Source organism: Chromobacterium phragmitis (assembly GCF_003325475.1).
GTDB classification, from domain to species: Bacteria; Pseudomonadota; Gammaproteobacteria; order Burkholderiales; family Chromobacteriaceae; genus Chromobacterium; species Chromobacterium phragmitis.
In genome coordinates this window covers 3,329,182-3,354,862 of sequence record NZ_CP029495.1, presented here as the reverse complement: position 1 = coordinate 3,354,862, position 25,681 = coordinate 3,329,182, and the positions used below count along the sequence as shown (strand labels likewise).

Annotated in this window: 24 protein-coding genes; 10 read left to right on the top strand and 14 right to left on the bottom strand. The window is 65.0% G+C overall.

Annotation, left to right across the window (positions count from 1 at the left end):
• Positions 1-121: 121 nt before the first annotated feature.
• Entirely contained in the window at positions 122-1,729 is a 1,608-nt protein-coding gene (locus DK842_RS15890; protein ID WP_114062319.1) for a hypothetical protein, read from the bottom strand.
• A 129-nt stretch (positions 1,730-1,858) separates the two neighbouring features.
• Between DK842_RS15890 and DK842_RS15885 the strand changes: the two genes are divergently transcribed.
• The gene (locus DK842_RS15885) at positions 1,859-2,635 is read left to right on the top strand and encodes an HAD-IIB family hydrolase (protein ID WP_114062318.1); all 777 of its coding nucleotides are present in this window, start codon (positions 1,859-1,861) and stop codon (positions 2,633-2,635) included.
• Between the two features lie 96 nt (positions 2,636-2,731).
• Here the strand turns inward: DK842_RS15885 and DK842_RS15880 are convergent, their stop codons facing one another.
• Both DK842_RS15880 and DK842_RS15875 read right to left on the bottom strand, forming a co-directional pair.
• Positions 2,732-3,529, bottom strand: a complete 798-nt coding sequence (locus DK842_RS15880; protein ID WP_145964055.1) for an EamA family transporter — start codon at positions 3,527-3,529, stop codon at positions 2,732-2,734.
• Positions 3,530-3,587: 58 nt separating this feature from the next.
• A complete protein-coding gene (locus DK842_RS15875; protein WP_145964054.1) occupies positions 3,588-4,796 on the bottom strand; it encodes a hypothetical protein in 1,209 nt (402 codons plus the stop codon).
• A gap of 186 nt (positions 4,797-4,982) precedes the next feature.
• Between DK842_RS15875 and DK842_RS15870 the strand changes: the two genes are divergently transcribed.
• Both DK842_RS15870 and DK842_RS15865 read left to right on the top strand, forming a co-directional pair.
• Complete coding sequence (locus DK842_RS15870; RefSeq protein WP_114062315.1) at positions 4,983-5,909, top strand: 2-hydroxyacid dehydrogenase; 927 nt, start codon at positions 4,983-4,985, stop codon at positions 5,907-5,909.
• 220 nt (positions 5,910-6,129) lie between these two features.
• On the top strand, positions 6,130-6,882 hold the full coding sequence (locus tag DK842_RS15865; RefSeq protein ID WP_114074278.1) for a hypothetical protein: 753 nt from the start codon (positions 6,130-6,132) through the stop codon (positions 6,880-6,882).
• A 29-nt stretch (positions 6,883-6,911) separates the two neighbouring features.
• Here DK842_RS15865 and DK842_RS15860 read toward each other — a convergent pair whose 3' ends face one another.
• Entirely contained in the window at positions 6,912-8,579 is a 1,668-nt protein-coding gene (locus DK842_RS15860; protein WP_114062313.1) for a SulP family inorganic anion transporter, read from the bottom strand.
• A gap of 367 nt (positions 8,580-8,946) precedes the next feature.
• Between DK842_RS15860 and ppk2 the strand changes: the two genes are divergently transcribed.
• The 6 genes from ppk2 to DK842_RS15830 all read left to right on the top strand — a co-directional run bounded on the left by ppk2 (position 8,947) and on the right by DK842_RS15830 (position 15,352).
• Positions 8,947-9,804, top strand: coding sequence for a polyphosphate kinase 2 (ppk2, locus tag DK842_RS15855; protein WP_232538684.1), 858 nt, complete (start codon positions 8,947-8,949; stop codon positions 9,802-9,804).
• A gap of 172 nt (positions 9,805-9,976) precedes the next feature.
• On the top strand, positions 9,977-10,492 hold the full coding sequence (locus tag DK842_RS15850; protein ID WP_114062311.1) for a molybdopterin-dependent oxidoreductase: 516 nt from the start codon (positions 9,977-9,979) through the stop codon (positions 10,490-10,492).
• Positions 10,489-12,249 (top strand): ATP-binding response regulator, encoded by a 1,761-nt coding sequence (locus DK842_RS15845; protein ID WP_114062310.1) that lies wholly within the window; start codon positions 10,489-10,491, stop codon positions 12,247-12,249. The genes DK842_RS15850 and DK842_RS15845 overlap by 4 nt, the downstream gene beginning before the upstream one ends.
• Before the next feature lie 210 nt (positions 12,250-12,459).
• Positions 12,460-12,738: a hypothetical protein gene (locus DK842_RS15840; RefSeq protein WP_070981345.1), complete on the top strand. Its 279-nt coding sequence runs from the start codon at positions 12,460-12,462 to the stop codon at positions 12,736-12,738.
• A 41-nt stretch (positions 12,739-12,779) separates the two neighbouring features.
• Entirely contained in the window at positions 12,780-13,097 is a 318-nt protein-coding gene (locus DK842_RS24275) for a HepT-like ribonuclease domain-containing protein (protein ID WP_114062309.1), read from the top strand.
• A 173-nt stretch (positions 13,098-13,270) separates the two neighbouring features.
• A complete protein-coding gene (locus tag DK842_RS15830) occupies positions 13,271-15,352 on the top strand; it encodes a methyl-accepting chemotaxis protein (RefSeq protein ID WP_114062308.1) in 2,082 nt (693 codons plus the stop codon).
• A gap of 40 nt (positions 15,353-15,392) precedes the next feature.
• On the opposite strand, the gene DK842_RS15825 is transcribed toward DK842_RS15830, so the two are convergent.
• Entirely contained in the window at positions 15,393-15,998 is a 606-nt protein-coding gene (locus DK842_RS15825; protein WP_114062307.1) for a LysE/ArgO family amino acid transporter, read from the bottom strand.
• A 126-nt stretch (positions 15,999-16,124) separates the two neighbouring features.
• On the opposite strand from DK842_RS15825, the gene DK842_RS15820 reads away from it, so the two are divergent.
• On the top strand, positions 16,125-16,568 hold the full coding sequence (locus DK842_RS15820; protein WP_114062306.1) for an Lrp/AsnC family transcriptional regulator: 444 nt from the start codon (positions 16,125-16,127) through the stop codon (positions 16,566-16,568).
• Between the two features lie 6 nt (positions 16,569-16,574).
• Here DK842_RS15820 and asnB read toward each other — a convergent pair whose 3' ends face one another.
• The 9 genes from asnB to DK842_RS15775 form a co-directional block, all read right to left on the bottom strand.
• The gene (gene asnB, locus DK842_RS15815) at positions 16,575-18,425 is read right to left on the bottom strand and encodes an asparagine synthase (glutamine-hydrolyzing) (RefSeq protein ID WP_114062305.1); all 1,851 of its coding nucleotides are present in this window, start codon (positions 18,423-18,425) and stop codon (positions 16,575-16,577) included.
• 186 nt (positions 18,426-18,611) lie between these two features.
• Complete coding sequence (locus tag DK842_RS15810) at positions 18,612-19,649, bottom strand: hypothetical protein (protein WP_114062304.1); 1,038 nt, start codon at positions 19,647-19,649, stop codon at positions 18,612-18,614.
• 3 nt (positions 19,650-19,652) lie between these two features.
• Positions 19,653-20,561 carry a flagellar hook-associated protein FlgL gene (flgL, locus tag DK842_RS15805; protein ID WP_114062303.1) on the bottom strand — a complete coding sequence of 303 codons (909 nt, stop codon included), beginning with the start codon at positions 20,559-20,561 and terminating at the stop codon, positions 19,653-19,655.
• A gap of 8 nt (positions 20,562-20,569) precedes the next feature.
• Positions 20,570-21,937, bottom strand: a complete 1,368-nt coding sequence (gene flgK, locus DK842_RS15800; RefSeq protein ID WP_114062302.1) for a flagellar hook-associated protein FlgK — start codon at positions 21,935-21,937, stop codon at positions 20,570-20,572.
• 12 nt (positions 21,938-21,949) lie between these two features.
• Positions 21,950-22,372: a rod-binding protein gene (locus DK842_RS15795; protein ID WP_114062301.1), complete on the bottom strand. Its 423-nt coding sequence runs from the start codon at positions 22,370-22,372 to the stop codon at positions 21,950-21,952.
• Positions 22,373-22,381: 9 nt separating this feature from the next.
• Entirely contained in the window at positions 22,382-23,488 is a 1,107-nt protein-coding gene (locus DK842_RS15790; protein ID WP_114062300.1) for a flagellar basal body P-ring protein FlgI, read from the bottom strand.
• An 8-nt stretch (positions 23,489-23,496) separates the two neighbouring features.
• Entirely contained in the window at positions 23,497-24,150 is a 654-nt protein-coding gene (gene flgH, locus DK842_RS15785) for a flagellar basal body L-ring protein FlgH (RefSeq protein WP_114062299.1), read from the bottom strand.
• Positions 24,147-24,935: a flagellar basal-body rod protein FlgG gene (gene flgG, locus DK842_RS15780; protein WP_114062298.1), complete on the bottom strand. Its 789-nt coding sequence runs from the start codon at positions 24,933-24,935 to the stop codon at positions 24,147-24,149. The genes flgH and flgG overlap by 4 nt, the downstream gene beginning before the upstream one ends.
• 12 nt (positions 24,936-24,947) lie before the next feature.
• Positions 24,948-25,679, bottom strand: coding sequence for a flagellar basal body rod protein FlgF (locus DK842_RS15775; RefSeq protein ID WP_114062297.1), 732 nt, complete (start codon positions 25,677-25,679; stop codon positions 24,948-24,950).
• Positions 25,680-25,681 lie beyond the last annotated feature (2 nt).

Genomic DNA, 25,681 nt, shown 5'->3' with positions numbered 1-25,681 from the left:
AACAGAATTCAGTTTTACGTCCGAGGCAAGGCGCGCCGACGCAGACAGTACAAGGCGTACGCCAAGTCGGCGCAACGCAGCATCAGGATTTTCGTTAGCCACTCTTGGCCCGGCGGGTGGGTCAGGCGTATACGTCCACGCCGCGCTTGGGCGGCAGCGCGATGCTTGGACGCTCTCCCGGATGACTGTCGCGCCAACGCTGATAATCCTTCCATGCCTGCTCCAGCCGCTGGCTGGGGCTGCTGTCTCCCTCCAACGGCGTCAGCTCCACGCCCAGCCGCTGCAGCACCCGGAAAATGCCCTCCACATCTTGCTTGCCGCGAAACTCCAACTCCGCGCTATCGGCGTTGCGCGCGCCCTTGCTCTCCACCCTCGCCCAGTTATCAAAGGCCGCCAGGTCCCCGCTCTGCTGCAAACCGTTCGCAGCCGCGGTCTGCTCCTTGTCGTCGCCCTGCAATGTCTGGTGCAGGTTCTGCAGCCTTTCCAGCACCGCTTGCCCTTGCTGGTCATTCCGCATCCTGCCCGCCACATCGGACAAGTCCGCCATGCCGCCAGGCGTCGAGTACTGAGGCGTCCGCCCCTGCTGCTGCATGCTGGTCAGCCAGTTCAGGTCCCGCTTGTAGTAGTTCATCGGGTCCGCCATCGCTCGCTGAGTCAAGGGCAGCAGGGACTCGACATCGTCCAGGGAGAGCACGCCGTTGTCTCGCAGCAGTTGGCTGTACTGCTTGAGCTGGTCTATGGACAAACCGCTGATGTCGGTGCTCTTGATCAGCTGCAGCATCGGCATCCCAATGCCGTATCGCGCTTCGGTTTGCAGCTTGTCCTGCATCTCCCTGGCCAGCTTGGCCGCGCTGGACGGCGGCTGCAGCGACAGTTGCGTGCCCTGGGCCTTGCCAGCCGGAGCGGGCGGCTTCTCTTTGAAAACCTTCTTGTCCTCTTCCTCGGCTGGTTTCAGATCGATATCCAGCTTGTCGTTCGGATGACGCGCCGTCCAGCCTCGGTACGCTTGCAGCGCCTGGCGCGCCCAGTCGCCATGTTGAAGATCGTCGGCCGGCGGCAGCTCCACCCCGGCTCTCAGCATCGTCCGGCTGATGGCCTCCGCGGTCTCCTTGCCCACAGCCAGCGGCTCGCCCTTGGCGTCGGCCTGTTCCGCGGAGCGCATCCAGCGCTCTAGATGCATCAGGTCCCGGGCCTGCGCCGCGCTCCCGTTGGCGGCGGCGCGGACATCGTCCTCGCTCTGCAGCGCGTCATGGATGGCGGCCAGCTTCTCCAACGCTTGCTGCGTCCGCTCGTAACCCTTGATGGAATAGTTGGCGAATCGTAACGACGCTTCTCCCGCCTTGACGCTGGCTATGGTGTCGTCGCGGCGCTTGGCGAAGATCTCCAGCGCGTTGCGCTCGTCGGAGCCTTTCCAGCTGTTGCCTTCGATATCACCGCGTATCGACATGGCCACATCGCCATCCATCTCGCCGTTCTCGGCCAGCACCTCGGCCAACGCGTCCAAGTCCTTGCCGGACATATTGCGCACGTCGTACTGCTTCAGCAGCTGCAGCGTCCGCATGCTCATCCCATAGCGCGATTCCGGCGTCCCCACCATGCGGCCATTGACATCGCGCAGCGGCTCCGCCTTGCCGCCATCCTCCGGCGCAGCCCCCGCCACCCGCGCCGCGCCGGATGCGGCGCCAAGCTGCGGACGAAAAGCGATGGCGTGCCCGATATTCACATTCACGACCTTTCCCCTCAAATGACATCCCTTTTTCATATCGGCCGCAACGGTGCAATATTTAGTTAAAATTAAAATAAAAATCGCAACTCCATTCCTTCTTTTTCCAAAAAACAGCACAATCCAAAATAAATCATGCACTTCATCTTCGACATAGACGGCACCATCTGCTTCGACGGCCGCAGCGTCAGCCCCGCCATTCAGGACGCGCTTTGCGGACTGGAGCGGCGCGGGCACCGCATCGGTTTCGCCTCCGCCCGACCGTATCGCGACATCCTGCCGCTATTGGACGAACGCTTCCACGACGGCCTGTTCGTCGGCGCCAACGGCGCTGTGACCTGGCACCGCCGCCAGTTGACCGCTTTGACGCCGCTGGACGAAGAAGCGCTGACGCAGCTGTTCGAGCTGGCAGAGCGCCACGCCGCCTCCTGCCTGGTCGACCTGGAATGGCATTACCACTACCACGGTGACCCGGCCCATCCCTTCATGAGCATGGTGGACCCGGGCAGGCTGGCGCGCCCGGTGGCGCGCGGCGAAATCAGCCGGGCAGTCAAGCTTCTGGTCACCGAGTGCGAAGACCCCGAAGGGCTCAAGCGGGCGCTGGAACGACGGGAAGATATCCGCATCCATCACCACTCGGACCAGCAGATCGTGGACATCACCGCAGGCGGCGTGGACAAGGCGGGCGCGCTGGCCCGCCACGGCATCGCCGCCGACGAGATGGTGTGCTTCGGCAACGACAGCAACGACCTGTCTATGTTCGCCGTCGCCAGACATGCGGTGCGGGTGGGCGACCACCCTCAACTGCGGCCCCACGCCAAGGAGAGCATCGCCCGCGACCAACATGTGGAGCGGGAGCTGATCTCGGCCATCCTCCGCCTAGGCGAGCAATACGCCGGCCTTGGACATTGATTGAACGCAAGGCGGCCGGCCTAGCGTAACTGACGCCGCGCGGCGCTCGTCGCACCGGAGGGAGGCCAAGGCAGGGTCCGTTTTCGTCAGCGCCGCTCAAGCGGGGCGGGATAGCGCGCCCAAGCTGGCAGCCACCACCAGCGCCACGCCGGTCAGCTGCGCCGCCGTCGCCGTTTGTCCCAACAGCAAGGCGCCCGCCAACACCGCGAGCGCGGGCTCCAGGCTCATCAGCACGCCGAACGGAGCGGCCGGCATGCGGCGCAAGGCCTCCAGTTCAAGCAGGTAAGGCAGAATCGGCGTCAACAACGACAAGCCCGCCAGCTGCGCCAGCATGGCGGCTTCGGCCCTGGGGCCGCCCTCCAGCCAGATCCAGGGCATGGCCGCCAGCGCTGCCACCGGCAAAGCCAGCGCGACGGCGTCTCCGCCCAGACAAATCTTGCCCGCTCGTCTCAGCAAAACAATGTAGACGGCCCAACACGCGGCGGACAAGACCGCCCAGGCCAGCCCCGCCGCATCGATCAGCCAGCGTCCCTCCCCCCTGGCTAGCAGCAGGATGCCGGCCAAAGCCATCAGCGGGCATGGCCAGCGGCTCCGATCGTCCCTCCAGGCCAGCCCCAATGGACCCAGCAGCGTGACCGCCACCGCCAATCCTTGCGGCAATGTCCGCAACGCGGCGAAAAAGCCGAGCGACATGCCGGCCATCGCCAGCCCCAGCCACGCCAGCCATGGCTCGCCGCGCAGCGCGCGCAGCAGGGGCGGACGCCGCCACGCCAATAAAAGCGCAGCCGCGAACACCAGCCGGAGCGAGGTGGCGCGCAAACTCCCCACCTCTTGGGCCGCTGGCAGAGACAAGGCCGCGCCGAACTGCGCGCAGCACATCGATGCCAAAGCCAACGCTGCGCCCGACCAGGCGCGGCCGCGCGCTAACCCGCCCCGGCGGGGGCCCGCGGAGTCAATAGGTGACGAACTCGCCACGCAGCTTCCTCTTCATCATCCTATGCCTGTCCGCCCACTCCGCCGACAATCCCGCTCCGCCGCGGTGCACCAGCGCCGCGCCGCGCAACTCCGCCTGCGCCCGGCCAATCACCGCATCGACATCATCCCCGCTCCGCTCGATCAGCCGCAACAACACCGGCAAGCAGCACATGTCGTCGGTGACCAGGCCGATGACGGCGGCGCGCGCCGCGTCGGGCCCGTTCACGCCTATCGACCAGCGCGCGCGGCGCAACATGGCCGCGTCGTTGGCGCCGTCGCCCATGGCCACCAACCGCTCCAGGCCACCCGTCCGCCGCGCCAGGCTCAGCGCCAATGCCGCCTTGGCGCGATCGCCGACCATCGCGCAATCCTCCACGATGCGTCCCAGCATCGTGGCCGGCCTCCGCGCCCGCCTCTCTCCCAGAGAATAGGAAATGCCCAGCTCTTCCCGATAAAAGCGCCGGAAGCGGGCTCGCAGCCCCCTTCGGCCGGCGTCGGAAACATGCCGCCGCCGCGTCGCGCCATCCATCCAGACTTCCGAATGACCGTCCACCAGCGCGTAAGCGTCGCGCAGATAAGCCTGAACCAGAGCCATCTCTCTTTCCCAACATCCCATCCGGCGCAGGCAGGCTTCAGCGTCGTCCAGCGGAAAGGGCGAGCCCAGCACCCAGCCGCTCTCCAACCAGCCCTGGCGTTCCGCCAGCGTCCGGTACGGCCGCTCGGGCGCCGTAGTGATGCCGGCCAGCTGCCAATCCATTTCCCTCAAGGATTCGGCCATCGCCGGCGCGCCCGGCGTGGCGCTCGAATTCAACGCCAACGTTTCCAGCCGGCCGTAATCGACGCCGGCGGCCAGCAATAGCGGCAGCGCGAATATGGTGTCGGTGCCCTCCTGCGCCAGCGTGTAGCCGCCGGCGGGCGGTGGGCCGCGCCCCCCCTCCGGCCTGCGCAACGGCGTCGTATCCGCGCTGAACGCGGCATAGCCCTCTCCGTACAGTATCTGGCCGTAAGACGGCAAGGCGTCCGTCCCTCCGTCCTCTGGCTTCAAGGCCGACGACAGCGCCTCGGCGATGAAATCGCCCAGAAACAGCGGCCCTTCCACGTCGCTGGCCAACAGCCAGCCGCCTTTGCGGCATTCCGCCTCCACGCGCCTCCCCATCAAGCCGCAGCCCACTCCGAAACGTTCCATGCCGCCCTCCGCCATCCACTATTCTGCCGTCGGTATAGGGAGATGAAATTCGTCTCGCAATAGTCTGCGGTTTACCCTTACAACGGTAACTGGGCTCCTCCGCCTTCGCACTCAGGCATATCGCAAGGCTTTATCAACCGGACACCGATGTATACTGAAGGCATAAACCCAACGAACTGTCCCGCCATGATCCTCGTACACACGCCCAGCCCCAAGGAAGTTTCCGCCTACCTAGAATTGTTTCAGGCCGCCATGCCTGAGCAGGCCTTCGTCAGCCTGGAGCAAGCCACCCCCGACGAAGTGCGTTATCTGATCGCCTGGGGACTCCCCGACGGCATCATCGCCCGCCTGCCGCGGCTCCAAGCGATGTTCGCGCTGGGTGCCGGCGTGGACAAGCTGCTGTCGAGACAGGATTTGCCGGTGAACCTGCCGCTCTATCGGCTGCTGGACAGCGGCATGGCCAACCAGATGACCGAGTACATCCGCTACGGCGTGCTGGGCTACCAGCGCAATATGGACGTCTATCGGCGGCAACAGGCGACGGGACAGTGGCGGATGCTGGCTCCCCGGCTGCCGGAAGACGTCCGCGTCGGCATACTGGGGCTGGGAGAGATCGGCTCGGCGGTGGCCAAGGCGCTAGCGCGGGACGGCTACCCGGTCAGCGGCTGGAGCCGCGGTCCCAAGCACATCCACCACGTGCACAGCCTGCATGGCGAAGCCGGCCTGGAAAAGCTGCTCGAGACCAGCGACGTGATCGCCAGCGTGCTGCCTTCCACGCCGCAAACCCAGGGCTTGCTGAACGGCGCGAGGCTATCGCTGATGCAGCCCGGCTCCATGCTGATCAATGCCGGACGCGGCGACCTGCTGGACCAGGACGCCCTGCTGGCCCTGCTCAACAACGGCCATATCCGCTGCGCGCAGCTGGACGTGTTCGCGGAAGAGCCGCTGCCGCATGGCCACCCGCTTTGGCACCATCCCTCCGTCACCATCACCCCGCATGTCGCCGCGATCACCTTGCGGCAGCAGGCGGTGGAGCAGATCGTCGGCAACCTGCGCAAGCTGGCCGCCGGCCTGCAAGCGGAAGGCCGGGTGGAGCGCGCGCAAGGCTATTGACGGCGGCGGTTGCCCTTCAGCTCCGCCCGCTACCTGTCCGAACAGAACAGTTGATCTTTTCGCGAGCCAATCTCTCGTCTTGTAAAGGGTTGAATAAAAAAAGCATTTTATTGATTAAAATAAAATGTCAATTGCATAGTGATAAAGTACAGTAGCGACTATTCGACCCAATTTCTAAGATGCCGCCATTTCTCTGCTGCAATGCACAAAGAGGCGCAAAATGGCACGCATCGCTCAATCGATTCAACTGGACCCCGCCAGGATGTCCGCTTCAGCCAAGGCGCAGTTGGCCGAGGAACTGTTTCAAGTTCACGACGCCATCTTCGCCGGCACGGATCTCGCCACTTTCACCAATCTGGTCATGGCTCCGCCCGCAGAACGCAGCAGCCTGCTGCTGCATCGGGACGAAAATGGCCGCCTGGTCGGCTATTGCACCATGCACCGCTTCCGCCGGCAGATCGGCGGCCGCACTTGCAGCGTGCTGCGCGCCCAGTCCGGCCTGTACAAGGCGTTCCGCGGCAAGAACAGCAACATCACCTTCCTGATGCGCCAGGTGATGTTCCATTGGCTGCAGCATCCGCTGCGGCCCTTGTATTTCTTCGGCTTGATGCTGCATCCGTCCAGCTATGCGGTGCTGCATCGTTTCTCCCACCACTTCTGGCCCGCCCCCGGCCAGGACGAGCGCCATCCTCTGGCGGCCAAAGCTTACGAGCTGTTCGCCAGCTTCAATATCACCCCGGTGTCGCCGGACCGGCCATTCATCGCCAACCTGGGCATCCTCACCCGCGAGAACAAAGACGATCAGCAGTTCTGGCAAAACTCCACCAAGCCGTCCGACCGCTTCTTCCTCAGCGTCAATCCCGGCTATCGCCAGGGAGACGGCTTATTGGCCCTGGTGCCGCTGTCGCCGCTGGCCGTCGGCCACGCGCTGGTGCGCTGGCTGAAAATGCGCAAGCAAAAGCGCGCGCGCTGAGCCGCCTGCGCCCGCCTTCCGGCGGGCGCTCAAGCCCACACCACGCCCTCGGTCAGCACCCGCTCCGCGCGCCGCAGCGCGCTGACCAAGTCCGGCTGCAAATTATCCTCGCCCAGTCTGGCCATCAGCCGCGAGCCCTCCAGCATGTCCATCACTTCGTCAGCCGCGCCGCACAGGATCAACGTCTTGCCCTGTTCGGCCAGCCGCGAGCGCAAGGCCTCAAGCGCCAACAGGCCGGTGGTATCGAGCAACACCAGCCGGTGCAGCTGCAGAATCACCGCGCGCGCGCGCGGCGCTTCCTTCTGGATGACATCCACGCTGTCCGCCGCACCGAAAAACAGCGCGCCCTCGACGCGAAACGCGGCGCAGCCGTCCGGCACGCTCTTGCCGGCGATGCTGTGGCGCTCGAACAACTGGGCATGCTCCGGCGACAACTTATGGATGCCAGTATGGCTGGCCATGCTGCGAATGAAGAACACCGCCGCCAGCAACAGCCCGATCTCCACCGCCACGGTCAGGTCGAACATCACCGTCAGCGCGAAGGTCACGGCCAGAATCAAGGTATCGTGCGGCGGAAACTGCCGCGCCTTGCGGATGTCCCAATCGCCCATTTTCAGCGCCACCGCCACCAGGATGGCCGCCAGCGCAGCCAGCGGCACATGGGACGCCAGCGGCGCGGCCAGCAGCAGCACCAGCAGCAGCAACGCAGCGTGGAAAATCGCCGCCAGCGGCGTACGCGCGCCGTTGCCGATATTGGTGACCGAGCGCACCACCGCGCCGGTGGCGGGAATCCCGCCGAAAAACGGCACCACCATATTGGCGATGCCCTGGCCTATCAACTCCTGGTTGGCGTCGTGGCGGTCGGCGGTGAGGCTGTCCACCACCACCGCGCACAGCAAGGACTCCACCGCTCCCAGCAAGGCGATGGTAAAGGCCGGCGCCAGCAGGTCGGACAGGTGGGCAGGACTCAGGTCCAGCCCCGAAGGCGACGGCAGGCCTTGGGGGATGCCGCCGAAGCGGCTGCCCAGCGTCGCCACCGGCAGGTCGAACAGGACGACAGCCAGCGTCGCCAGCACCAGCGCCGCGAACGGCGACGGCACGATGCGGTTGAGCCGCTTGGGCCACAGCAGAATCAGCAGCAGCAGCGCCGACGACAGGAGCGCGGTGGGCCAGTGCAGGCCGGCGAAGTGCTCGCGCAAAGCCGCCATCACCGCGAAGAAGCCGGACGGCATCTTGACGATGGGCAGACCGAAAAAATCCTTGAGCTGAGTGAGGAAAATCAGCACCGCGATGCCGTTGGTGAAGCCGGTGATCAGCGGCATCGGAAAGAAGCGTATCACCTGTCCCAGCCGGAACACGCCCATCAGGACCAGCATCGCCCCTGCCATGAAGGTGCAGATCAGCAGATTGGCCACGCCGTACTTGCTGACAATGCCGTACAGGATGACGATGAAGGCGCCAGTGGGGCCGGTGACGCACAACCGGGTGCCGCCCAGCATGGCCGCCAGCGCGCCGGCGATGACTGAGGTGAAAATGCCTGCCTGCGGCGGCACGCCGCTGGCGATGGCGAAAGCCATGGCCAGCGGCAAGGCGACAATGCCGACGGTGACGCCGGCCATCAGGTCGGCGCGCAGCAGGGCGCGGTTGTAGCCGCGCAAGGTGTCTAGCAGGCGGGGACGAAACACAATCGCGGACATGTGGCGCTTTCATTGACAGGGTGCGGCCAGGCGGGCCGAAACGCGAAACATGCGATTTGTCTAATCATAGGAACAAGCCGGCCCCGATGGCGATTCGCCGCCGCGGCGACACCCGCCGCAAACCGGCGGCATGCTGGCGCCGGCTCACGCTATCGACACGCCAGCCCAGTCGGCGTAGGATAAAACCACGTCATAATCATGGAAGCGTGTCGCCATGACGCAAGATAAAGACCTCCCCGCCGCGCCCGCGGAAATCGATGCCCCGGCGGCGCCGGCCAAACCCCGCCGCCAGTCCGCGCGCCAGCGCAATGTCCAACGCGCGCATGACGAATCGGTGCTGGTCATCGAGCAGACCAGCCAGCAGCCGATGGCGCTGCAGGTGGCGCTGGCTCCGCACGGCAGCGACGAGGACAGCGCCAGCGCGGAGCTCCCCACCGACTATCCCTACCGCGCCCGGATGCGCCGAGCCGAGTACGAGCGGCTGAAGCAAGAGCTGCAGATCGAGCTATTGAAAGTGCAGAACTGGGTCAAGGAAACCGGGCAGAAAATCGTCATCCTGTTCGAAGGGCGCGACGCCGCCGGCAAGGGCGGCACCATCAAGCGCTACATGGAACACCTGAACCCGCGCGGCGCGCGCGTGGTGGCGCTGGAAAAGCCGTCCGACCTGGAGCGCGGCCAATGGTATTTCCAGCGCTACATCGCCCACCTGCCCAGCGCCGGCGAGATCGTGTTCTTCGACCGCTCCTGGTACAACCGGGCCGGCGTGGAACGAGTGATGGGCTTCTGCTCGCCGCACGAATATCTGGAGTTCATGCGCCAGACGCCGCAACTGGAGCGCATGCTGGTCAACAGCGGCATCCGCCTGTTCAAGTTCTGGTTCTCCGTCAGCCGGGAAGAGCAGCTGCGGCGCTTCATCTCGCGCCGCGACGATCCGCTCAAGCACTGGAAGCTGTCGCCGATAGACATACAGTCGCTGGACAAATGGGATGGCTACACTTCGGCCAAACAGGCGATGTTCTTCCACACCCATACCGGCGACGCGCCATGGACAGTCGTGAAATCCGACGACAAGAAACGGGCGCGCCTCAACTGCATCCGCCATTTCCTGTCTCATCTTGACTATCCGGGGAAGGATTTGCGGGTCGCCCACGCGCCGGACCCGCTTATCGTCGGCGACCCCTCCTCCCTCCTCGCCGGCGAGGAACAGAACGCGCTCAAGTTCTGAACTCGCTCGCGGGATGCGTCGATTGGGCGGCCGCAAACTATCCACACCTGTCCTTTCGAACTAAGGCAGGCGTGCGGTCCTTGCGGCAAACTAGATCAAATACATAATTGGCGGCCAATTTCGGCATCGCCTCCTTCTCGGCCCCCAGTCAGGCAATAAACAGCAGGCAGAAATGAATCCAACCGCTCGCCCCTCTCTACGCGCCCGCGCAGCCGTCCTGCTGCTGGCAGGCGGTTTGTCGCTGACAGGAGCGGCCCAGGCCGCAGGCGCCACGCTGACCATCAGCGGCAACATAGACCGATTCAACGACCCCGCCAAACGCAGCTACGTCTTCAGCGAGGCGGAGCTCGATAAGCTGCCGATGCGTGAGATCACCACCGCGACGGACTGGACGCCCAAGGGCACGTTCCGCGGCCCCCTGTTGCGAGACTTGCTGGCCAAGGTGGGCGCGCGCGGCACAAGGATCAAGTTCCTCGGCGAGGACAATTACAACGTCACCATTCCCGCCAGCGACTTCAGCAAGTACGACGCCATTCTGGCGCGCACCTGGAACAACAAGCCGCTGCAACTCAACTCCTTCGGCCCGTTCTGGGTGATGTACCCTCTGCCATCCATGTCCACCTCGGAGACCAGCGGCATCTTCATCGCCAAGCTTGCCTGGCAAGTCACCCGCATCGAGGTCAAATGACTCGCTACCTCCGCCAGGTATTCAGCAGCGTGGGCGGCCTGGAGCGCGCTTTTCTGGCCTTGGCCCTGGCCGCGACCGTGATCATCTCCTGCACGCTGTACGGCGCAGTGATCAAACGCCCCATCACCAATAAGGCGTCGGACCTGTACTGGATGGTGGCCCAGATGCAGCTGTCGTTCAACCGCCTGGAAATGGATGCTTGGCGTTATCGGGCCGGGCAGATCCCGCGCGAGGAAACCGACAGAAGCTACGCCATCGCCTACAGCAAATATCAGCTGTTCATCGCGCCGTCCGCAGCCAATGCCGAACTGGAGCGGATCGAGGACTTTCCCGAAGTCAAAGCCCAACTGCTCCGGATCTTCGAGCATCCGCCGCGCCAGTGGTCGCAGCAGGACGCGCTGGAACTGTCGCGCGAAATGGAAATGCTGCGCCCTCTGCTGGCCGATTACGGCGTGCAGGCCCGCTACGAGGAGAACAGCATGGTGGTGCAGCAACTGCGGATGGTGGAAAGACACCAGACCATGTATCTGCTGGGCCTGATGAGCTGGCTGGTATTCTTGGGCATCTTCTGGTTCGTGCTGCATCGCCTGGCGGAAATCCGCCGCCATTCGCAGCAACAGCAACAGATTCTGGAGCGAGAGCAAGCCGCCAGAGCCGCACTGGTGCAAACCGAGCTGGCTCGCGATACCTTCCTCGCCACCATCAGCCACGAGATCCGTTCGCCGCTGCAAAGCATACAAACCTGCACCGAGCTGCTGGAATACAGCATTCCGCCGGACAACCCCGGCTACGGCTACCTGGTCCGACTCAAACAGAGCAACGCCTACCTGCTCGCTCAAGTACGGGACATCATGGACATATCGGCGCTGAAAAACCACCAATTGGCGCTGGAGGCCTCGACAACCGACATCGCGGAACTGATCGCTTGCGTGGTCTCGGTGCATCGCGGCAACGCCGAAGCCAAGGGGCTGGGACTCAAGGTGTCGGTCTCGCCGATGCCGCTGTTGTGGCTGGACGGCAACCGCCTGCGCCAGATCGTCTGGAATCTCCTGTCCAATGCCATTCGCTACACCGATCATGGGCAGATTCGTCTGGAAGTGGAATACGAGCCCCGCAGCCTGCTCATGCGGGTGGCGGATACCGGCGTAGGCATAGCCGAAGACATCCGGGTTCAGCTATTCCGCCCCTTTACCCGCGGCAAAACCCGTCGTCCAGGAAGCAGCGGGCTGGGCCTTGCCATCGTCCACGAGCTGGTCACCCTGTTCGGCGGGCAAATCGAGGTGGACAGCCTTGAAGGCCAAGGCAGTGTTTTCACGCTCCGATTGCCGGTTCAGGAAGCGACGCTGCCGGAAGACCTCGAAGCAGCCTGCAGCGGCCAGCGGCGCATCATGCTGCTGGACGACGATGAGCCGATACGCGAGTCCTACAGCGCTCTGCTGCAGGAAAACGGCTACAGCGTGGCCAGCTTCTCCACTGTCGACGAGGCCGCCGCCCAAGTGGTTCGCCATCGCTTCGACATCTTGCTGCTGGACCTGCAGGTCGGCTCGGCCAGCGGCTATGAAGTGGCGGAGGCTGCGCGTCGCTTCGGCCCTAACCGGAGTACGCCCATCATCGGCATGACCGCGTTCCGCCAGGAATTCAGCGACACGCGCGGCGAGCTTCTCGCCGGCAAGCTGGAAAAGCCGTTCAGCTTTTCCCAGCTGGAACAACTTTTGCAAATGCATCTGCCGCGCAGCGATGCCGGCGCGCCAGCCTGAAGCCAGGAGGCCGGCATTGTTGCCGCAACCCCACACACGACCTGCCTCTCCGCCGCCTGAACGGCCACAAGATGCTGCGGCAAACCTCGCCTGAAACCATTGATTTTCAATCACATCTTGCTCACCCCGTTCAAGCGGCACATACTGAGTCGAGCCGCATTCCCCTAATGCAGATATTCGGGATCCGCCCGTTCATCCGGGGAGAAACGCATGCATGACCTTCAATTCATCCGCGAACACAAGAGCCTGATCAATCACGCGCTCAAGCCCTTTCATCCGCATCATCTGCGCTACGTGCCGGAAGTGTGCGCCGGCGACGCGGAAGTGGTGTTGCTGATCTCCCCCGCGCCGGACACGTCGTACTTCGACATGTTCGAGATGGAGGAGCGGCTGGCGCAGCAGCTGGGCGTCAGCGTGCAGCTGATCAGCGAGAACGGACTCAGCGGACAGGAACGCCGGCAACTGCTGGAAATCGCCCAGGAAATCTAGCCGCATGCCCACGCCGGCCGAACGATGCCAGCACATGCTGGATGCGTTGCAGACGCGTCCTTCAATATACCCAGGGCGCCAACCTCGCCTCGTATCTGGCGAATGGGATGCTGCGGGATAGTTGCTGCTACCCATTCGTGATCCTGGGAGAGGCGGCCAAGGACTTGGCGCGCTTGGCCACCCCGCAGATTTCGCGGCATGCTCCCGGCCTTGTTCGACAGTTCAGCCATGCCAACAAGCTCAGGTGCAAGTTGGTCCACGATTATCGCCAGCTTGACCAGCGCATGATATGGAACACCATCCGGGGTAACGCTCCCGTCCTGCTCCAGGATTTGGCCCGGTTGCGGCCTTATCTGTGACCCGGCTACCCTGCTCAAGCTTTCCGCCGGTCCCGGCATTGCCTCCATTCCTGCGTATCGACATACGCACAATCGCATTGCCTGTATCGATCTCTACCCGTTATATTCAATTCAACTAAGAAATTTTACTTAGTCTGCCTGAGCCATACCCGCTACCCACGCAGGAAACCGTCATGAGTCAAGCGCACGCGAAATGGGGACGCCTGAGTACCCGCATCACGCTGGTGGCCGCCGCCGCCATCTCCCTGGCTTTCGCGGCGATGATCGCGCTGATCGCCCGCCTCAATTACACTTCAGCGCTGGATACCGGCTATCAACTGTCCTCCGAGCAGGCGGTCAGCTATGCCAAGGATGCCGAAAACCTGCTGTCGCAGGGTTTCCTGCTGCCGCGCCATCTCGCCGACTCGGTGATGGGCGTCAAGCGCGTCGGCAAGCCGGACCGCAAGCAGACCGACAACATCATCCTGGAAATGCTGGACCATGCGCCGCAATCGATTGGCTTGTGGATGCTATGGGAGCCCAACGCATTAGATGGCGACGATAACGCCTTCCGCTTCGACTGGCCGCGCCACGACCCCACAGGCCGCTACCAGCCCTACATCACCCGCAACGCACAGGGCAAGGCGCAGATGGATGTCATGATGTCGGCCGACCGCATCAAGGACTTCCCCAAGTTCAAAGAGCATCCGGAGACCTATCAGCCCGATTACGAAAAGCCGGGCTGGGGCGATTTCTACTACGTGCCCAAGCAGCGCGGCCGCGACACCATCACCGAGCCCTTCCCCTATGAAGTGCAAGGCAAAATGGTGCTGGAAAGCTCGCTGGCCGTCGTGATCAAGGACGCCGCCGGCAAAATGCTGGGCGTATCCGCCACCGACGTGGCGCTGGACCAGTTGCAAAAACGCTTCGGCCAGATTCATCCTGACGAAACCGGCTTCATCCGCATCGTCTCCGAAGGCGGACTCTATGTCGTCAGCCCGCAAGCCGAGCAATTGGGCAAGCCCGTGCCCAAGGAGGACCCGCTGTTCCCCCACCTCGCCGATGTCAAGAAGGGCGAGGACTTCGTCTACGAGAGCGGCGGCTTCACCCACTTTTTCCATCCGATCCGGATAGGCGAAACCGGGCAATTCTGGTCGCTGGGCATCAGCATTCCCACCACCGCGCTCACGGCGGACGCGCGCAAGGCCATGCTCAGCGCCATCGCCATCGGCCTGGTGGCGCTGGCGCTGATCCTGCTGTTGCTCGCCGCGGCGATACGCAGCCAGACCCGCCCGCTGAACCGGCTGGCCGACACCATGGAACAGCTCGCCAGCGGCGGAGGCGACCTGACCGTGCGGATAAACATCGCCAACCGCGACGAGATAGGCCGCACCGCCGACGCTTTCAACCGTCTGCTGGACAGCCTGCGCGACATGTTCGTCCGCGTGCGCGACCAAAGCCGCCAGGTATCCGCCGCCGCCGTCCAGCTCAGCCACTCCGCCGGCCAGGTGCATGACGCGTCGGCGCAGCAGTCGGACGCCGCCACCGCCAGCGCAGCCAGCGTGGAGCAAGTGACAGTCGGAGCGCAGCATATCGCCGGCACCGCCCAGCAAGCCGGCGACATCGCCCGCCAGACCGGAACGCTGACCGAACAGAGCGTGGCCAAGGTCAACCGCGTAACCGGCGAGATTCAGCGCATGACCGACAGCATGCACGCGCTGGCAGAGAGGATGAATGGGCTGGGCGAGCGCTCCAGCGAGGTGACCACCATCGTCGGCGTGATCAAGGATATCGCCGACCAGACCAACCTGCTGGCGTTGAACGCCGCCATCGAGGCTGCGCGCGCCGGCGAACTGGGACGCGGCTTCGCCGTGGTGGCCGATGAAGTGCGCAATCTGGCCGGACGCACCGCGGAAGCCACGGTGCAGATCACCCGCATCGTGGAGGCGATAGACAGCGAAACCAGGCAAGCGGTCAGCGACGTGCGCCACAGCAGCCAGCAGGTGGATGTCAGCGTCGGCATCGCGGCGGAAGCCAATCAGGCGATGCGCGAAGTCCAGGACTACAACGGACAGCTGGTGACCAGCATCGTCGACATCGCCGACGCCACCCGCGAGCAGTCCAGCGCCAGCCTGGAGATCGCGCAGAACGTGGAGCGCATCAGCAGCATGGCCCAAAGCAATAATGTCGTGGTGCGGGAAGTCAGCGCCGCGGTGAGCCAGCTGCGCGAACTGGCCAATGGCCTGGAGCAGTTGGTCGGCCACTTCAAGCTGTAAACGGATCGCCGGCCGCGCCTCCGCGGCCGGCCGCGTTTGCTCAGCCGACAGCCGCCTTCCATGCCAGCGCCGCCGCCAGCGCCAGCAACAGCGCGCCGCAAGCGGCATTGACGCCTCTCCGGCCTCCCGCCCCGAGACGCGACAGCAGCGCGCCTCCGCCATAGGCCAGCAGCAGCCACCACAGTGCGGAACCGCAGAACACGCCCAGCACCACCTGAGCCTGCCCCGCCGCGGCGAGCGGCGCGCCGCCGGACAACCCCGCCGCCACGGCGGCGAAGGAGGCGATGGTCATCGGGTTGCTCAGCGTCAGCGCCAGCGTGCCGAGATACGCCCGGCCCAGGCGGTCTTCCCCATCCGCCGGGACATCGCCGGCGGCGGCGCCCCGCAGCGCGCTCCACCCCAGCCAGGCCAGCAGCAAACAGCCCGCCCAGGCCAGCGGCTTGGCCAAAACGCCGGCGAAGGCCAATAGCGCGCTGCCGCCGCACACGCCTGCCAGCGCGTACAAACCGTCGGCGCTGGCCGCGCCCAAGCCCGTGGCCAGACCCAGCCGCGGCCCGCCGCGCAAAGTCCGGCTGATGCACAGCAAACCTATCGGCCCCACCGGCGCCGCTATCGCCAGACCGATTCCCATCGCTTGCCAGAACATGATTGCCCCCTCTGATTTCCATGATCACAGTCTGCCTGCCTCGCGCGGCCAGGGACATGCCGTTTTTTCGGCTGGCAGCCATGCTAACCTTCAGAAAAACGAGCAAATCGAGAAAAGAGCTTATGAATGGAAGTTGACGCCAAGTCCTGGGCGATCTTGACCGCCTTGCAGGCCAATGCCCGGCAGTCGCTGACCGAGTTGGCTCAGACCGTGGGCCTGTCGGTGCCGGCGACGTCGGAGCGGGTGAAGCGGCTGGAGGAGGCCGGCGTGATCCAGGGCTACCATGCGCGGGTGGCGCCGTTGCGCGCCGGCTACGCGCTGTCGGCCCTGGTGGGCATCACCGTGCCGCAACCGGACAAGAAGACTCTGCTCGCGAGGCTGGAGGCGATGCCGGAAGTGATGGAGTGCCATCACGTGACCGGCGTCGATTCCTACGTATTCCGGCTGCTGGCGCGCGACGTGTCTCATTTGGAAATGCTGGTGGCGCAGTTGAACGATCTTGGCGAAACGCGAACCGCCATCATCCTGTCCACCCCGATACAAGGGCGACCGGTGCGGCCGCCCCGCTGAGCCCGCTTACAAGTCCAGCGCCGCCTGGTGATGGCGCAGCCACTCGTCCAGGCCCAGCGCCATTTCCAGGCCGGCTCGCTCGGGAGGCGCGCTGGTCTTGCCGAAGGGCCGATCCAACAGCTTCCACGCCGCCGTCTTGTCCAGCAGCGGCAAGGCCGGCGAACGCGCATCGTCCAGCACCCGGATCAGCCCTTCGCGCAGGGCCTTTTCATACGCAGGGTCCTGCGTCGCCGGATACGGGCTCTTGACGCGCTGAAGGATGGACTCCGGCAGCGCGTCGCGGCAGGCCGCGCGCAGCAGGCTCTTTTCGCGGCCGTCGAAGTGCTTCATGCTCCACGGCGCGTTGAACACGTACTCCACCAGCCGGTGGTCGCAGAACGGCACCCGCACCTCCAGCCCCACCGCCATGCTCATCCTGTCCTTGCGGTCCAGCAAGGCCTGCACCAAGCGCGTCAGGTGCATGTGGCTGATCTCGCGCATGCGCCTTTCCTTGGGCGTGTCCGAAGCCAGCCTGGGCGTCTCGGCCAAGGCCTGGGCGTAGCTATCCCGACGGAAGCCGGCCATGTCCAGCCGGTTCAGCAGCTCCGGCGCCAGCAGGGACCGGCCGTCGAAAAACGATCCAGAGGTCCCGGCCAGCCAGGGGAAGGTGTCGGCCGCGATGGCGGAGTCGTCGTGGAACCAGCGATAGCCGCCGAACAGCTCGTCCGCCGACTCCCCGGACAAGGCCACGGTGGACTGGGCGCGGATCGCCTCGAACAGCTTGTACAGCGAGGGCAGCATGTCGCCCCAATAGGCCGGCGGCAGATCCTGCGCGCCCAGCACTGCCGCGCGCAGCGCCGGATCGGCCAGCTCGCGGCTTTGCAGCAGGATCTCGCGATGCTCGGTGCCGGCGTGCGCCGCCAGGTCGCGCACGAAGGGCGCGTCCGGCGAGCCGCGCAGGAAATCCGCCTCGAAATCCGTTCCATGCTTGACGAAGTCCACCGAGAACGAACGCACCGCGCCCTTGCCCTGCCGCCGCATGCTGATCGCGGCCAGCGCGGTGATGGCGGATGAATCCAGGCCCCCGGACAACAGCGAGCACAGCGGCACGTCGGCGACGATCTGGCGTTCGACGATGTCGTCCAGCAGTTCGCGCACCCTGCGTATGGTGGCGGGCAAATCGTCCGCGTGCTCGCGCGCCTCCAGTTGCCAGTAACGGCGTTTGCGCAGACCTCGGCGGTCCACGCTCACCGCCTGGCCCGGCCGCACCTCATGCATGCCGGCGAACACGGCCGCTTCCGGCGTCTTCACCAGGTCCAGCATTTCGCGCAGGCCGTCTGCCGTCACGCGGCGCTTGGCTTGCGGATGCGCCAGGATGGCTTTGGGCTCGGAGCCGAACAGCGCGCCATCCGGCAGCGGGTAGTAATACAGCGGCTTCACGCCCATGCGGTCGCGCACCAGCAGCAGCCGTTCCTCTCGCGTGTCCCAGATGGCGAACGCATACATGCCGTTCAGCCTGTCCACCATGGCCTCTCCCCACTGCAGATAGGCATGCAGCACCACCTCGGTGTCGCTGCGGGTGCGGAAGGCATGGCCCAGGCCCTGCAGCTCTGCCCGCAGCTCGCGAAAGTTGTACACCTCGCCGGTGTAGACCAGGCAGGCTACGCTCCGCCCGTCGCGCTCGGCGGCCATGGGCTGGCTGCCGCCCTCCAGGTCGATGATGGACAAGCGCCTGTGCCCCAGCGCGACATGCTGGTCCAGCCAAAGCCCCCCGGCGTCCGGCCCGCGCAAGGCCATGGTTTCCGTCATCGCCTCCGCGATCGCGCGCTGTTCCCGCAGATCGCGCTCGAAACTCACCCATCCTGCAATTCCGCACATGGCTTGGCACTCCTCTCGTTGACGGCCGGAAAACCCGGCTCGAATCATGCAAAATGCATCGACATTCAAGCGGGAGGCAGCGCAAACCAGAAACTGGCAATAAGTATGGAATACTGACCTATAACGATGCGTCGGCGTGAAAAAGGCTGCCTTTCGGCAGCCTTTTTCAATGCGAGCGCCTCTCCGTCAACGAAGCGAAAGCAGCGAGATCACCCGGTAGCGGCTGATGCCCAGCACAGCCGGCACCAGTTGCTGCAGATGGTTGAAGTCGGCGGTTTGATTGAGGCGGGCGTTGAAATCGCTGACGAAACCGTCAGCCCAGCTCTGCTCGTCGGTACGGGTCAGTTGGCTGATGGATTGCCGAGCCTCGGCGATCGCGTTGCCGATCGCCGCCCGGGTTTGCTGCAGCTGGGCGATGGAACGCACCGCCCCTTGCAGCGCCTGCCGCACCTGGGCGTGATCGTCCAGTTGCCACCGGCTAACGTCCAATGCCGGCGGCTCCGCCTGAACCGGCAAAGGCTGGGGCATGCCGCCGGGAAACCGCACGCCGCCGCCGCGCACGGTCAGGCTGCTCCGCAGCTTGTCCCATTGCTGCTCGCCGCAGCTGAAACCCAGCCGGCCTCGGTCGTCCAGTTCGCAGCGCACGCCCAGCGGACCCAGCGCCTGATTCAGCCTGCGCAGCGCCGCTTCGCGGCTGATGCCGTCCCCGACCCGCACCGATGCGGGCGCGGCCTGGCCATCCAGGGCGAACACCAGAGTCTCAGGCTGGCCGCCGGTCAGGCTGTCCAGATCCAGACCCTGCGCGGTGAAATTCTGCCTGGCGGGAGCCCCCAGCGACAAACGCAGCTGGCTGTCCAGGCTGCCCGCGCTGTCCGCTTGCCGACGCTGCCAGCTCCGCGCCAGCTCTCCTTGCTGCTGCTTGAGGTCCGCGCTGTCCAGCCGGCGCTGGGCCAATTGCTGGCTGAGGCTGCTTTTGAAACTTTCCAATTGCCGCAGCATATCGTCGACATAGCCCAGCGCGCATTGCGCGGCGCTCAGTTGCTCGTTGAGCTGCGTGCTGTAACGCCAGCCGCTGGCGGCGCCGGCAGATGGCCTAGGGCTCTCCGGCGCGGGACGGCTTGCCGGCGACGACGCGCGCGCGCTGGCAGGCGCGACAGCCGCGCCGTCCTTGCTCCAGCGCTTGTCGCCGCTAGTCTGATTGATGCCGCTGAAAGTGGTGGACATGGCTTAAATCACATCGAACAAGGTCAGCTGGCTTACCTTGCCATAGGCTTTCTGGCTGGCCTGCAGCGCCATGGAGAAATTGTTCAGGCTGATGAAGGCCGAGCCGTAGTCCAGATCGCCCAGCTCCATGATGCTCTGCTGGTTGGCCAGGCTCAGGCTTTCGTGGTTGCCGTCCAGCGTCTTCAGCACGTTCTGGGCGCCGCCCAGTTCGGAAATGGTGCCGCCGACGCGATCCAGGGCCGTGTCCACGCCATTCATCACCTCGCGGATGGCGGCGCCCACCGCCGGGTCCTTGCTGTCCAGCGTCGGGCTTTGCAGCGTCTCTATCGCCTTGTCCAGGTGGTTCAACAGCGGCGCCATCGACTCCAGCGTGACATTGGACGCCTGGGTCACGCCCTCGCCCACCGTCACCAGCTGGCGGTCGCCGTTGCCGTTGTAGCTGTAGCGGCTGCCGGCCGGCTTGCTCGCGTCATAGGCGATGGCGGCGCTATTGACGGCGCTGCCGGAAAACATGTAGCGGCCTTCGCTGTCCTTGGTGTTGGCCGCGTACAGGATGCTGTCGCGCAGGCTGGCCAACGGCGAAGCCATCGCTTTCAGATCGTCGCTCGGCGGCTGGTTGGCGGCCGCCACCAGGATGTCGCGCGCGTCGCGCATATTGGCGCTGATGCCGCTCAGCAACGTTTCGTTCTTGGTCAGCTGCGACTTGAGGGCGCCGATATTGTCCTTGAACTGCGCCAGAGACGCCTCCTCGCGCTGCAGGCGCAGCAGGCGCACGCTGGCGATGGGGTTGTCCGAGGCCGCCAACATGCTCTGGTTGCTGGACATCTTCTGCAAAAGCTCGGACATGCCGGAACTGCTGTTCTGCATGGCCAGCAGCACGACGGATTGATACTGGTTGCTGGAGATACGCATGCTAGTCCTTACAGGATGGCCAGGGTGCTTTCGAATAGCTGGTTGGCCACCGAGATCACCTTCATGTTGGCCTGGTACATCTTCTGGAATTCGATCAGATTGACCGCCTCCTCGTCGCGCTGCACGCCCGAGGTGCTCTGCCAGCTCTTTTCCGCCTCGGCGCGGATCACATTGGCGGTATCGAGGCCTGCCTTGTTCTGCTGGCTGGAGATGGCGAGGTGGCCGATCATCTGCGAGTAGGCGTCGCCCAGCGTCACATTGCCTACGCCGGCCAGCGGGAAGGCTTGCTGCTTGACCTTCAGCACTTCGCGCAGGTTGTCGTTGTTGCCGGGCTTGGCCGGATCGCTGGAGAAACCCAGCTCGGCGGAGAGGATGCCCGTGCTTTGCAGCAAGCCGTGCGCCGCGCCGGCGTCGTAGACGAACAGCGGCTTGCCCGGCTGGCCATTCATGTCGTAGCCCTTGGCCAACTGGTCGTTGATCCGGGTGGCCAGTTCGCCGGCCAAGGTGCGGACCTGAGCCTGGACTGGCCGCAGGTTCTCGGTCTCGAACTGGTTGAGGCCGCCCAGCTGGCCGCCAAGATCGCCGCCCGGCATCGCGTATTTCTCGGTGCCGAAAACGAGCTTCAGTTGCTGGCTGCCATCAGGCTGGGCCTCGCTGCTCAAGGTGGCGGCGCTGTCGCCGGCCACCAGCGGCAGGCCGTTCTTCAAGGATACGGATTTGCTGCCGTCCGGCTGCGCCACCACCCTCACCTCGATCAGCGAGGACAGCGCGTCGATCTGGCGGTCGCGCTCGTCCTCCAGCCCGGAGGTATTGATGCCCTGCGCCTTGGCCGACATCAGCTTCTCATTCAGCGTCGCCAGATTGGCCGTAGCGCTGTTGATTTGCGTCAGCGTGGCGTTGCGCTGCTCGGAAATGGCGGCCAGCTGCGAGCTCAGCACGCCGTCCAGGTTGTTGAAGCGCTGCGCCAGCGCGCCCGCCGAACGAATCACCTGGTCGCGCATGGTGTTGGAGTCCAGGCTGGCGGCGTTGAGCGCGGCGAAGAATTGGTCGAAGCCCTCGGACAGGCTGCTGCCCTTGCTGCCCATCACCTGCTCCAGCTGGCTGAAATACGGCCGCGAGGCCGACATCGCCCCGACATTGGAACCGGCCTGCCATTGCAGCAAGTTCTTGTAATCGTCGCTGAAGCGGCGCACCGCGCTGACGTTGACGCCATAGCCGGCGCTGGTGGGATCGCCGGCGCCCGGCGCCTGGGTGGCCAGCACCACGCCTTGGCGGGAATAGCCGGGCGTCTGCAGATTGGCGATGTTCTGGCTGGCGGTATTCAGCGCGACCTGCGCCGCCTGGGCGCCGGACAGCGCGTTATTGATCATGCGCATGATTGGCTGTCATCACTTGGTGAGGGGAAACATGGCCGGGGCGAAGGCCGCCAGGCCCTGGCCGGCATCCCGGCCCTGCTTCAGACTGGCGACGGCGGCGTCCGCATCCTTAACGGGAATATTCCCATTTCCCGGCAGCAGCTGCGCCAAAATGACCTTGGCGATGCCGAAGGTGCGCTGGCTGGCCAACTGGTCGGCCAGCGCGCCGTCGGCGATATCCAGCATGTCGGCGTTCACAGAGTTGGCGAAAATGCTGTCCTCGCCCGCCACCTCCCGGGTGGTCTTGCGCATTTGCTTGAACATCTCGCGCACGAACTGGGCTTCGAACATTTCCGCCGCCTTTTCCGCCTTCTTGCGGTACTCCGGACTGGCCGCCGCCACCGGAGCGTCGCCGCCCGCTCCGGCTGACGAGTTCTGCAAATCGTTGTTCAGCATGCCGCCTCCTTAAATCACCACCAATTCGCCGTCTATCGCGCCGGCCTGGTCCAGCGCCTGCAATATCGCCATCACGTCGTCCGGCGTGGCGCCGGTGCGGTTGACCGTATCGATGATGGCGCGCAGGCTGGCGCCGGCCGGCCACTTGAACATCCGGCCCTGGCCCTGCTCCACCTGCACCCGGGAATCGGGCACCACCTTGGTGGTGCCGTTGCTGAACGGGCCGGGCTGGCTGACCTGGGACGATTCCGAGATCACCACCCGCAGACTGCCGTGCGATACCGCCGCCGGGCGCACGGTGACGCCTTCGCTGATCACCACCGTGCCGGTGCGCGAATTGAACACCACGCGCGGGATTTCCGCCCCCACGTCCACGTTCAGCTTTTCCAGCCGGGCGACGAAGGCGACGCGTTCGGTGGGATCATTCGGCGCCCTCACCTCGATGGTGGTGGCGTTGCGGGTGCCGGCGATCTTGCCGTAGCTGCGGTTGATGGCGCGCACCACATTGGTGGCGGTCTCGAAGCTGGGACGGCGCAGGCTCAGGCGGATGGTGTCGCCCTGCTCGAAATCACTGGGAATCTCGCGCTCGATCGACGCGCCGTTGGGAATGCGGCCCGCCGTCGGCGTATTGACGGTGACGCTGGAGCCGCTCTTGCCCTGGGCGGACAGGCCGCCGATCACCACGCTGCCTTGCGCCAGCGCGTAAATCTCGCCGTTGGCCGCCTTCAGCTGGGTCAGCAGCAGCGTGCCGCCGCGCAGACTCTTGGCGTCGCCCAGCGACGACACCGTCACGTCTATGGTCTGGCCCCGGCTGTAACCCGGCGGCAGGCTGGCGCTGACCATCACCGCGGCCACGTTCTTGACCCGGGTGTCGGTCTTTTCCGGCATCTTCAGGCCGAATTGCTTGAGCATGTTGGCCACGGACTGGCCGGAGAACTTCACCTGGGAATTGTCGCCGGTGCCGTCCAGGCCCACCACGATGCCGTAGCCTATCAGCTGGTTGTCGCGTATGCCTTCCACATTGACCAGCTGGCGCAGCGGCTGCGCCAGCGCCGGCAGCGACGACGCCGCCAGGGCGGCGGCGGCGATCAGGCTTCGTATTGATTGGAATCTCATGAAAAACCTTAGAAAGGCATCAGCGGACTGGTGAAGAAGCGCATCAGCCAGCCCGGGCTGTTGGCGTCGGCCAGCGCGCCGCTGCCGGAATAGCCGATGCGGGCGTTGGCGATGCGCAGCGAGGACACGCGGTTGTCGGTGTCGATGTCCTCCACCCGCACATAGCCGGCCAGGCGGACCATCTCCTCGCCCTGGTTCAGCGTCAGCCGCTTCTCGCCCTTGACCTGCAGCATGCCGTTGGGCAGCACCTTGTGCACCACTACGGTCAGCGCGCCGGACAGCGCGTTCTGCTGAGTGGAGCTGGACGAACCGTTGAAGTCGCGATTGGCGTCGATGCCCAGCTGCGCGTTGAAAGTGGTGTTGCCGATCAGCGACGGCGCCACCTTGGCGCCCGACTTCTTGCCGAAACTGGTGCCTGCCTGCTTGCTGGCCTGGGTGGTTTCCTCCAGCACCACGGTCAGGATGTCCCCCGGACGGTAAGCGCGGTTGTCCGAGGTCAGCGACAGCGCGCCGCCGGGCGTGAACACGCCCCCACCCTGCGGCTGCGCGTTCTGCTGCCACACCAGGTCCGGCAATGGGTCCGGCTCGACCGGCGGCGGCTGGAACTGCGCGCAGCCGGCCAGAGACAACGCGCAGAGCGCGAGCGGAAGAACTCTCCTCATCGCACCGACTGGCCCAGTTGCTGCAGCATGTTGTCGGCGGCGGACAGCACCTTGGTGTTCATCTCGTAAGTGCGCTGCGCGGCGATCATATCCACCATTTCTTCCACCACCTGCACATTGGAGCCCTCCAGGCTGCCCTGCTTCAGCTTGCCCAATGCGCCGCTGCCGGGCGCGTTGGCGCTGGCCTCGCCGCTGGCGTCGGTCTTCTGGAACAGGTTGTCGCCCAGCGCCAGCAGACCGGCCGGATTGATGAAGTTGGCCAGCTGGATGCGGTCCACCGTTTCCGGCGAGGCGCCGTCGCCGCGCGTCACCGCCACTTCGCCGGTTTCGCTGATCGCTATCTTGGAAGCCTCCGCCGGAATGCGGATCTCCGGCTCCAGCGGCAGCCCCTGAGCGGTCACCAACACGCCATCCTTGTTCAGGCTCAGTTGGCCGGCGCGAGTGTAGCCGGTTTCTCCGTTGCCCATCTTCACCTGGAAAAAGCCCTGGCCGATGATGGCCAGATCCAGGCTTTGATTGGTGGTGGTGATGTTGCCCTCGGTGAACACCTTCTGGCTGCCCACCAAGCGGGTGCCGTTGCCCATCTGCACACCGGACGGCGAGGCGTTGTTGTCGTCCACCTTGCTGCCAGGTTGCTTTTCCACCTGGTAGAACAGGTCTTCGAACATCATCCGGTCGCGCTTGAAGCCGGTGGTGTTGACGTTGGCCAGATTGTTGGCGATGGCGGTCAGGCGCGCGTCCTGCGCCTGGATGCCGGTTTTGCTGATCCACAGTGCCGGATTCATCGAGCTCCCCTATCAGCCGCGCACCAGGCGGTTGCCCGCCTCGTTCATGTCGCTGGCGGCGTTGAACAGTTTCATCTGCATTTCGAAATTGCGGTTGAGCGTCATGGTTGCCACCATTTCCTCCACCGCGGATACATTGCTGCGCTCCAGATGGCCGCTCTGCACGCGAACGCTGTCGTCCGCGGGAAGCGGGCCGCCCTGGCGCGAGGCGATCAAGCCGTCCGGCCGCTTGCCCACTTCGCGCGCGTCTGCCTTCACCAGCTTCAGCTTGTCCACCGGTTGCATCTCGGCGTCATCCGGATTCAGCACGGAAAGGGTGCCATCCGGCGCCACGCTCGCCTTGAGAAAACCCTCGGGCAGACGGATGGCGCCGCCGTCGCCCAGCACCGGGTGGCCGTTGACGCTCAGCGCGCCGTCGGCGCCCACCACCATGTTGCCGGCGCGGGTGTAGGCCTCTCCGCCATCCGGCGCGGCCACGGCGATGAAGCCATCGCCCTGCAACGCGATGTCCAGATCGCGGCCGGTTTCCACCACCACGCCGTTACGGTCGGACAAGGCGGTGGCCGCGTTCAGGCTCAGCAAGCGGGCGTCGTAGCCGTAGCCGGGCACTTCCTGGCTGACGGCGGTGTCGACATCGGCGCGAAAGCCCCCGGTTTCGGCGTTGGCCAGGTTATTGGCGTGGATCTGCTGCGCGCGCAGCATCCGCCCCGCTCCGCTCATCGCGGTGTAGATCAGCTTGTCCATCG

What these genes read in the sequence shown, in the direction of transcription:
- DK842_RS15885 (WP_114062318.1), top strand. Translation starts at nt 1,859, where the DNA reads ATGCACTTCATCTTCGACATAGACGGCACCATCTGCTTCGACGGCCGC.
- DK842_RS15875 (WP_145964054.1), bottom strand. Translation starts at nt 4,796, where the DNA reads ATGGAACGTTTCGGAGTGGGCTGCGGCTTGATGGGGAGGCGCGTGGAG.
- DK842_RS15870 (WP_114062315.1), top strand. Translation starts at nt 4,983, where the DNA reads ATGATCCTCGTACACACGCCCAGCCCCAAGGAAGTTTCCGCCTACCTA.
- DK842_RS15865 (WP_114074278.1), top strand. Translation starts at nt 6,130, where the DNA reads ATGGCACGCATCGCTCAATCGATTCAACTGGACCCCGCCAGGATGTCC.
- DK842_RS15860 (WP_114062313.1), bottom strand. Translation starts at nt 8,579, where the DNA reads ATGTCCGCGATTGTGTTTCGTCCCCGCCTGCTAGACACCTTGCGCGGC.
- ppk2 (WP_232538684.1), top strand. Translation starts at nt 8,947, where the DNA reads ATGGCGCTGCAGGTGGCGCTGGCTCCGCACGGCAGCGACGAGGACAGC.
- DK842_RS15850 (WP_114062311.1), top strand. Translation starts at nt 9,977, where the DNA reads ATGAATCCAACCGCTCGCCCCTCTCTACGCGCCCGCGCAGCCGTCCTG.
- DK842_RS15845 (WP_114062310.1), top strand. Translation starts at nt 10,489, where the DNA reads ATGACTCGCTACCTCCGCCAGGTATTCAGCAGCGTGGGCGGCCTGGAG.
- DK842_RS15840 (WP_070981345.1), top strand. Translation starts at nt 12,460, where the DNA reads ATGCATGACCTTCAATTCATCCGCGAACACAAGAGCCTGATCAATCAC.
- DK842_RS24275 (WP_114062309.1), top strand. Translation starts at nt 12,780, where the DNA reads ATGCGTTGCAGACGCGTCCTTCAATATACCCAGGGCGCCAACCTCGCC.
- DK842_RS15830 (WP_114062308.1), top strand. Translation starts at nt 13,271, where the DNA reads ATGAGTCAAGCGCACGCGAAATGGGGACGCCTGAGTACCCGCATCACG.
- DK842_RS15825 (WP_114062307.1), bottom strand. Translation starts at nt 15,998, where the DNA reads ATGTTCTGGCAAGCGATGGGAATCGGTCTGGCGATAGCGGCGCCGGTG.
- DK842_RS15820 (WP_114062306.1), top strand. Translation starts at nt 16,125, where the DNA reads ATGGAAGTTGACGCCAAGTCCTGGGCGATCTTGACCGCCTTGCAGGCC.
- asnB (WP_114062305.1), bottom strand. Translation starts at nt 18,425, where the DNA reads ATGTGCGGAATTGCAGGATGGGTGAGTTTCGAGCGCGATCTGCGGGAA.
- DK842_RS15810 (WP_114062304.1), bottom strand. Translation starts at nt 19,649, where the DNA reads ATGTCCACCACTTTCAGCGGCATCAATCAGACTAGCGGCGACAAGCGC.
- flgL (WP_114062303.1), bottom strand. Translation starts at nt 20,561, where the DNA reads ATGCGTATCTCCAGCAACCAGTATCAATCCGTCGTGCTGCTGGCCATG.
- flgK (WP_114062302.1), bottom strand. Translation starts at nt 21,937, where the DNA reads ATGCGCATGATCAATAACGCGCTGTCCGGCGCCCAGGCGGCGCAGGTC.
- DK842_RS15795 (WP_114062301.1), bottom strand. Translation starts at nt 22,372, where the DNA reads ATGCTGAACAACGATTTGCAGAACTCGTCAGCCGGAGCGGGCGGCGAC.
- DK842_RS15790 (WP_114062300.1), bottom strand. Translation starts at nt 23,488, where the DNA reads ATGAGATTCCAATCAATACGAAGCCTGATCGCCGCCGCCGCCCTGGCG.
- flgH (WP_114062299.1), bottom strand. Translation starts at nt 24,150, where the DNA reads ATGAGGAGAGTTCTTCCGCTCGCGCTCTGCGCGTTGTCTCTGGCCGGC.
- flgG (WP_114062298.1), bottom strand. Translation starts at nt 24,935, where the DNA reads ATGAATCCGGCACTGTGGATCAGCAAAACCGGCATCCAGGCGCAGGAC.
- DK842_RS15775 (WP_114062297.1), bottom strand. Translation starts at nt 25,679, where the DNA reads ATGGACAAGCTGATCTACACCGCGATGAGCGGAGCGGGGCGGATGCTG.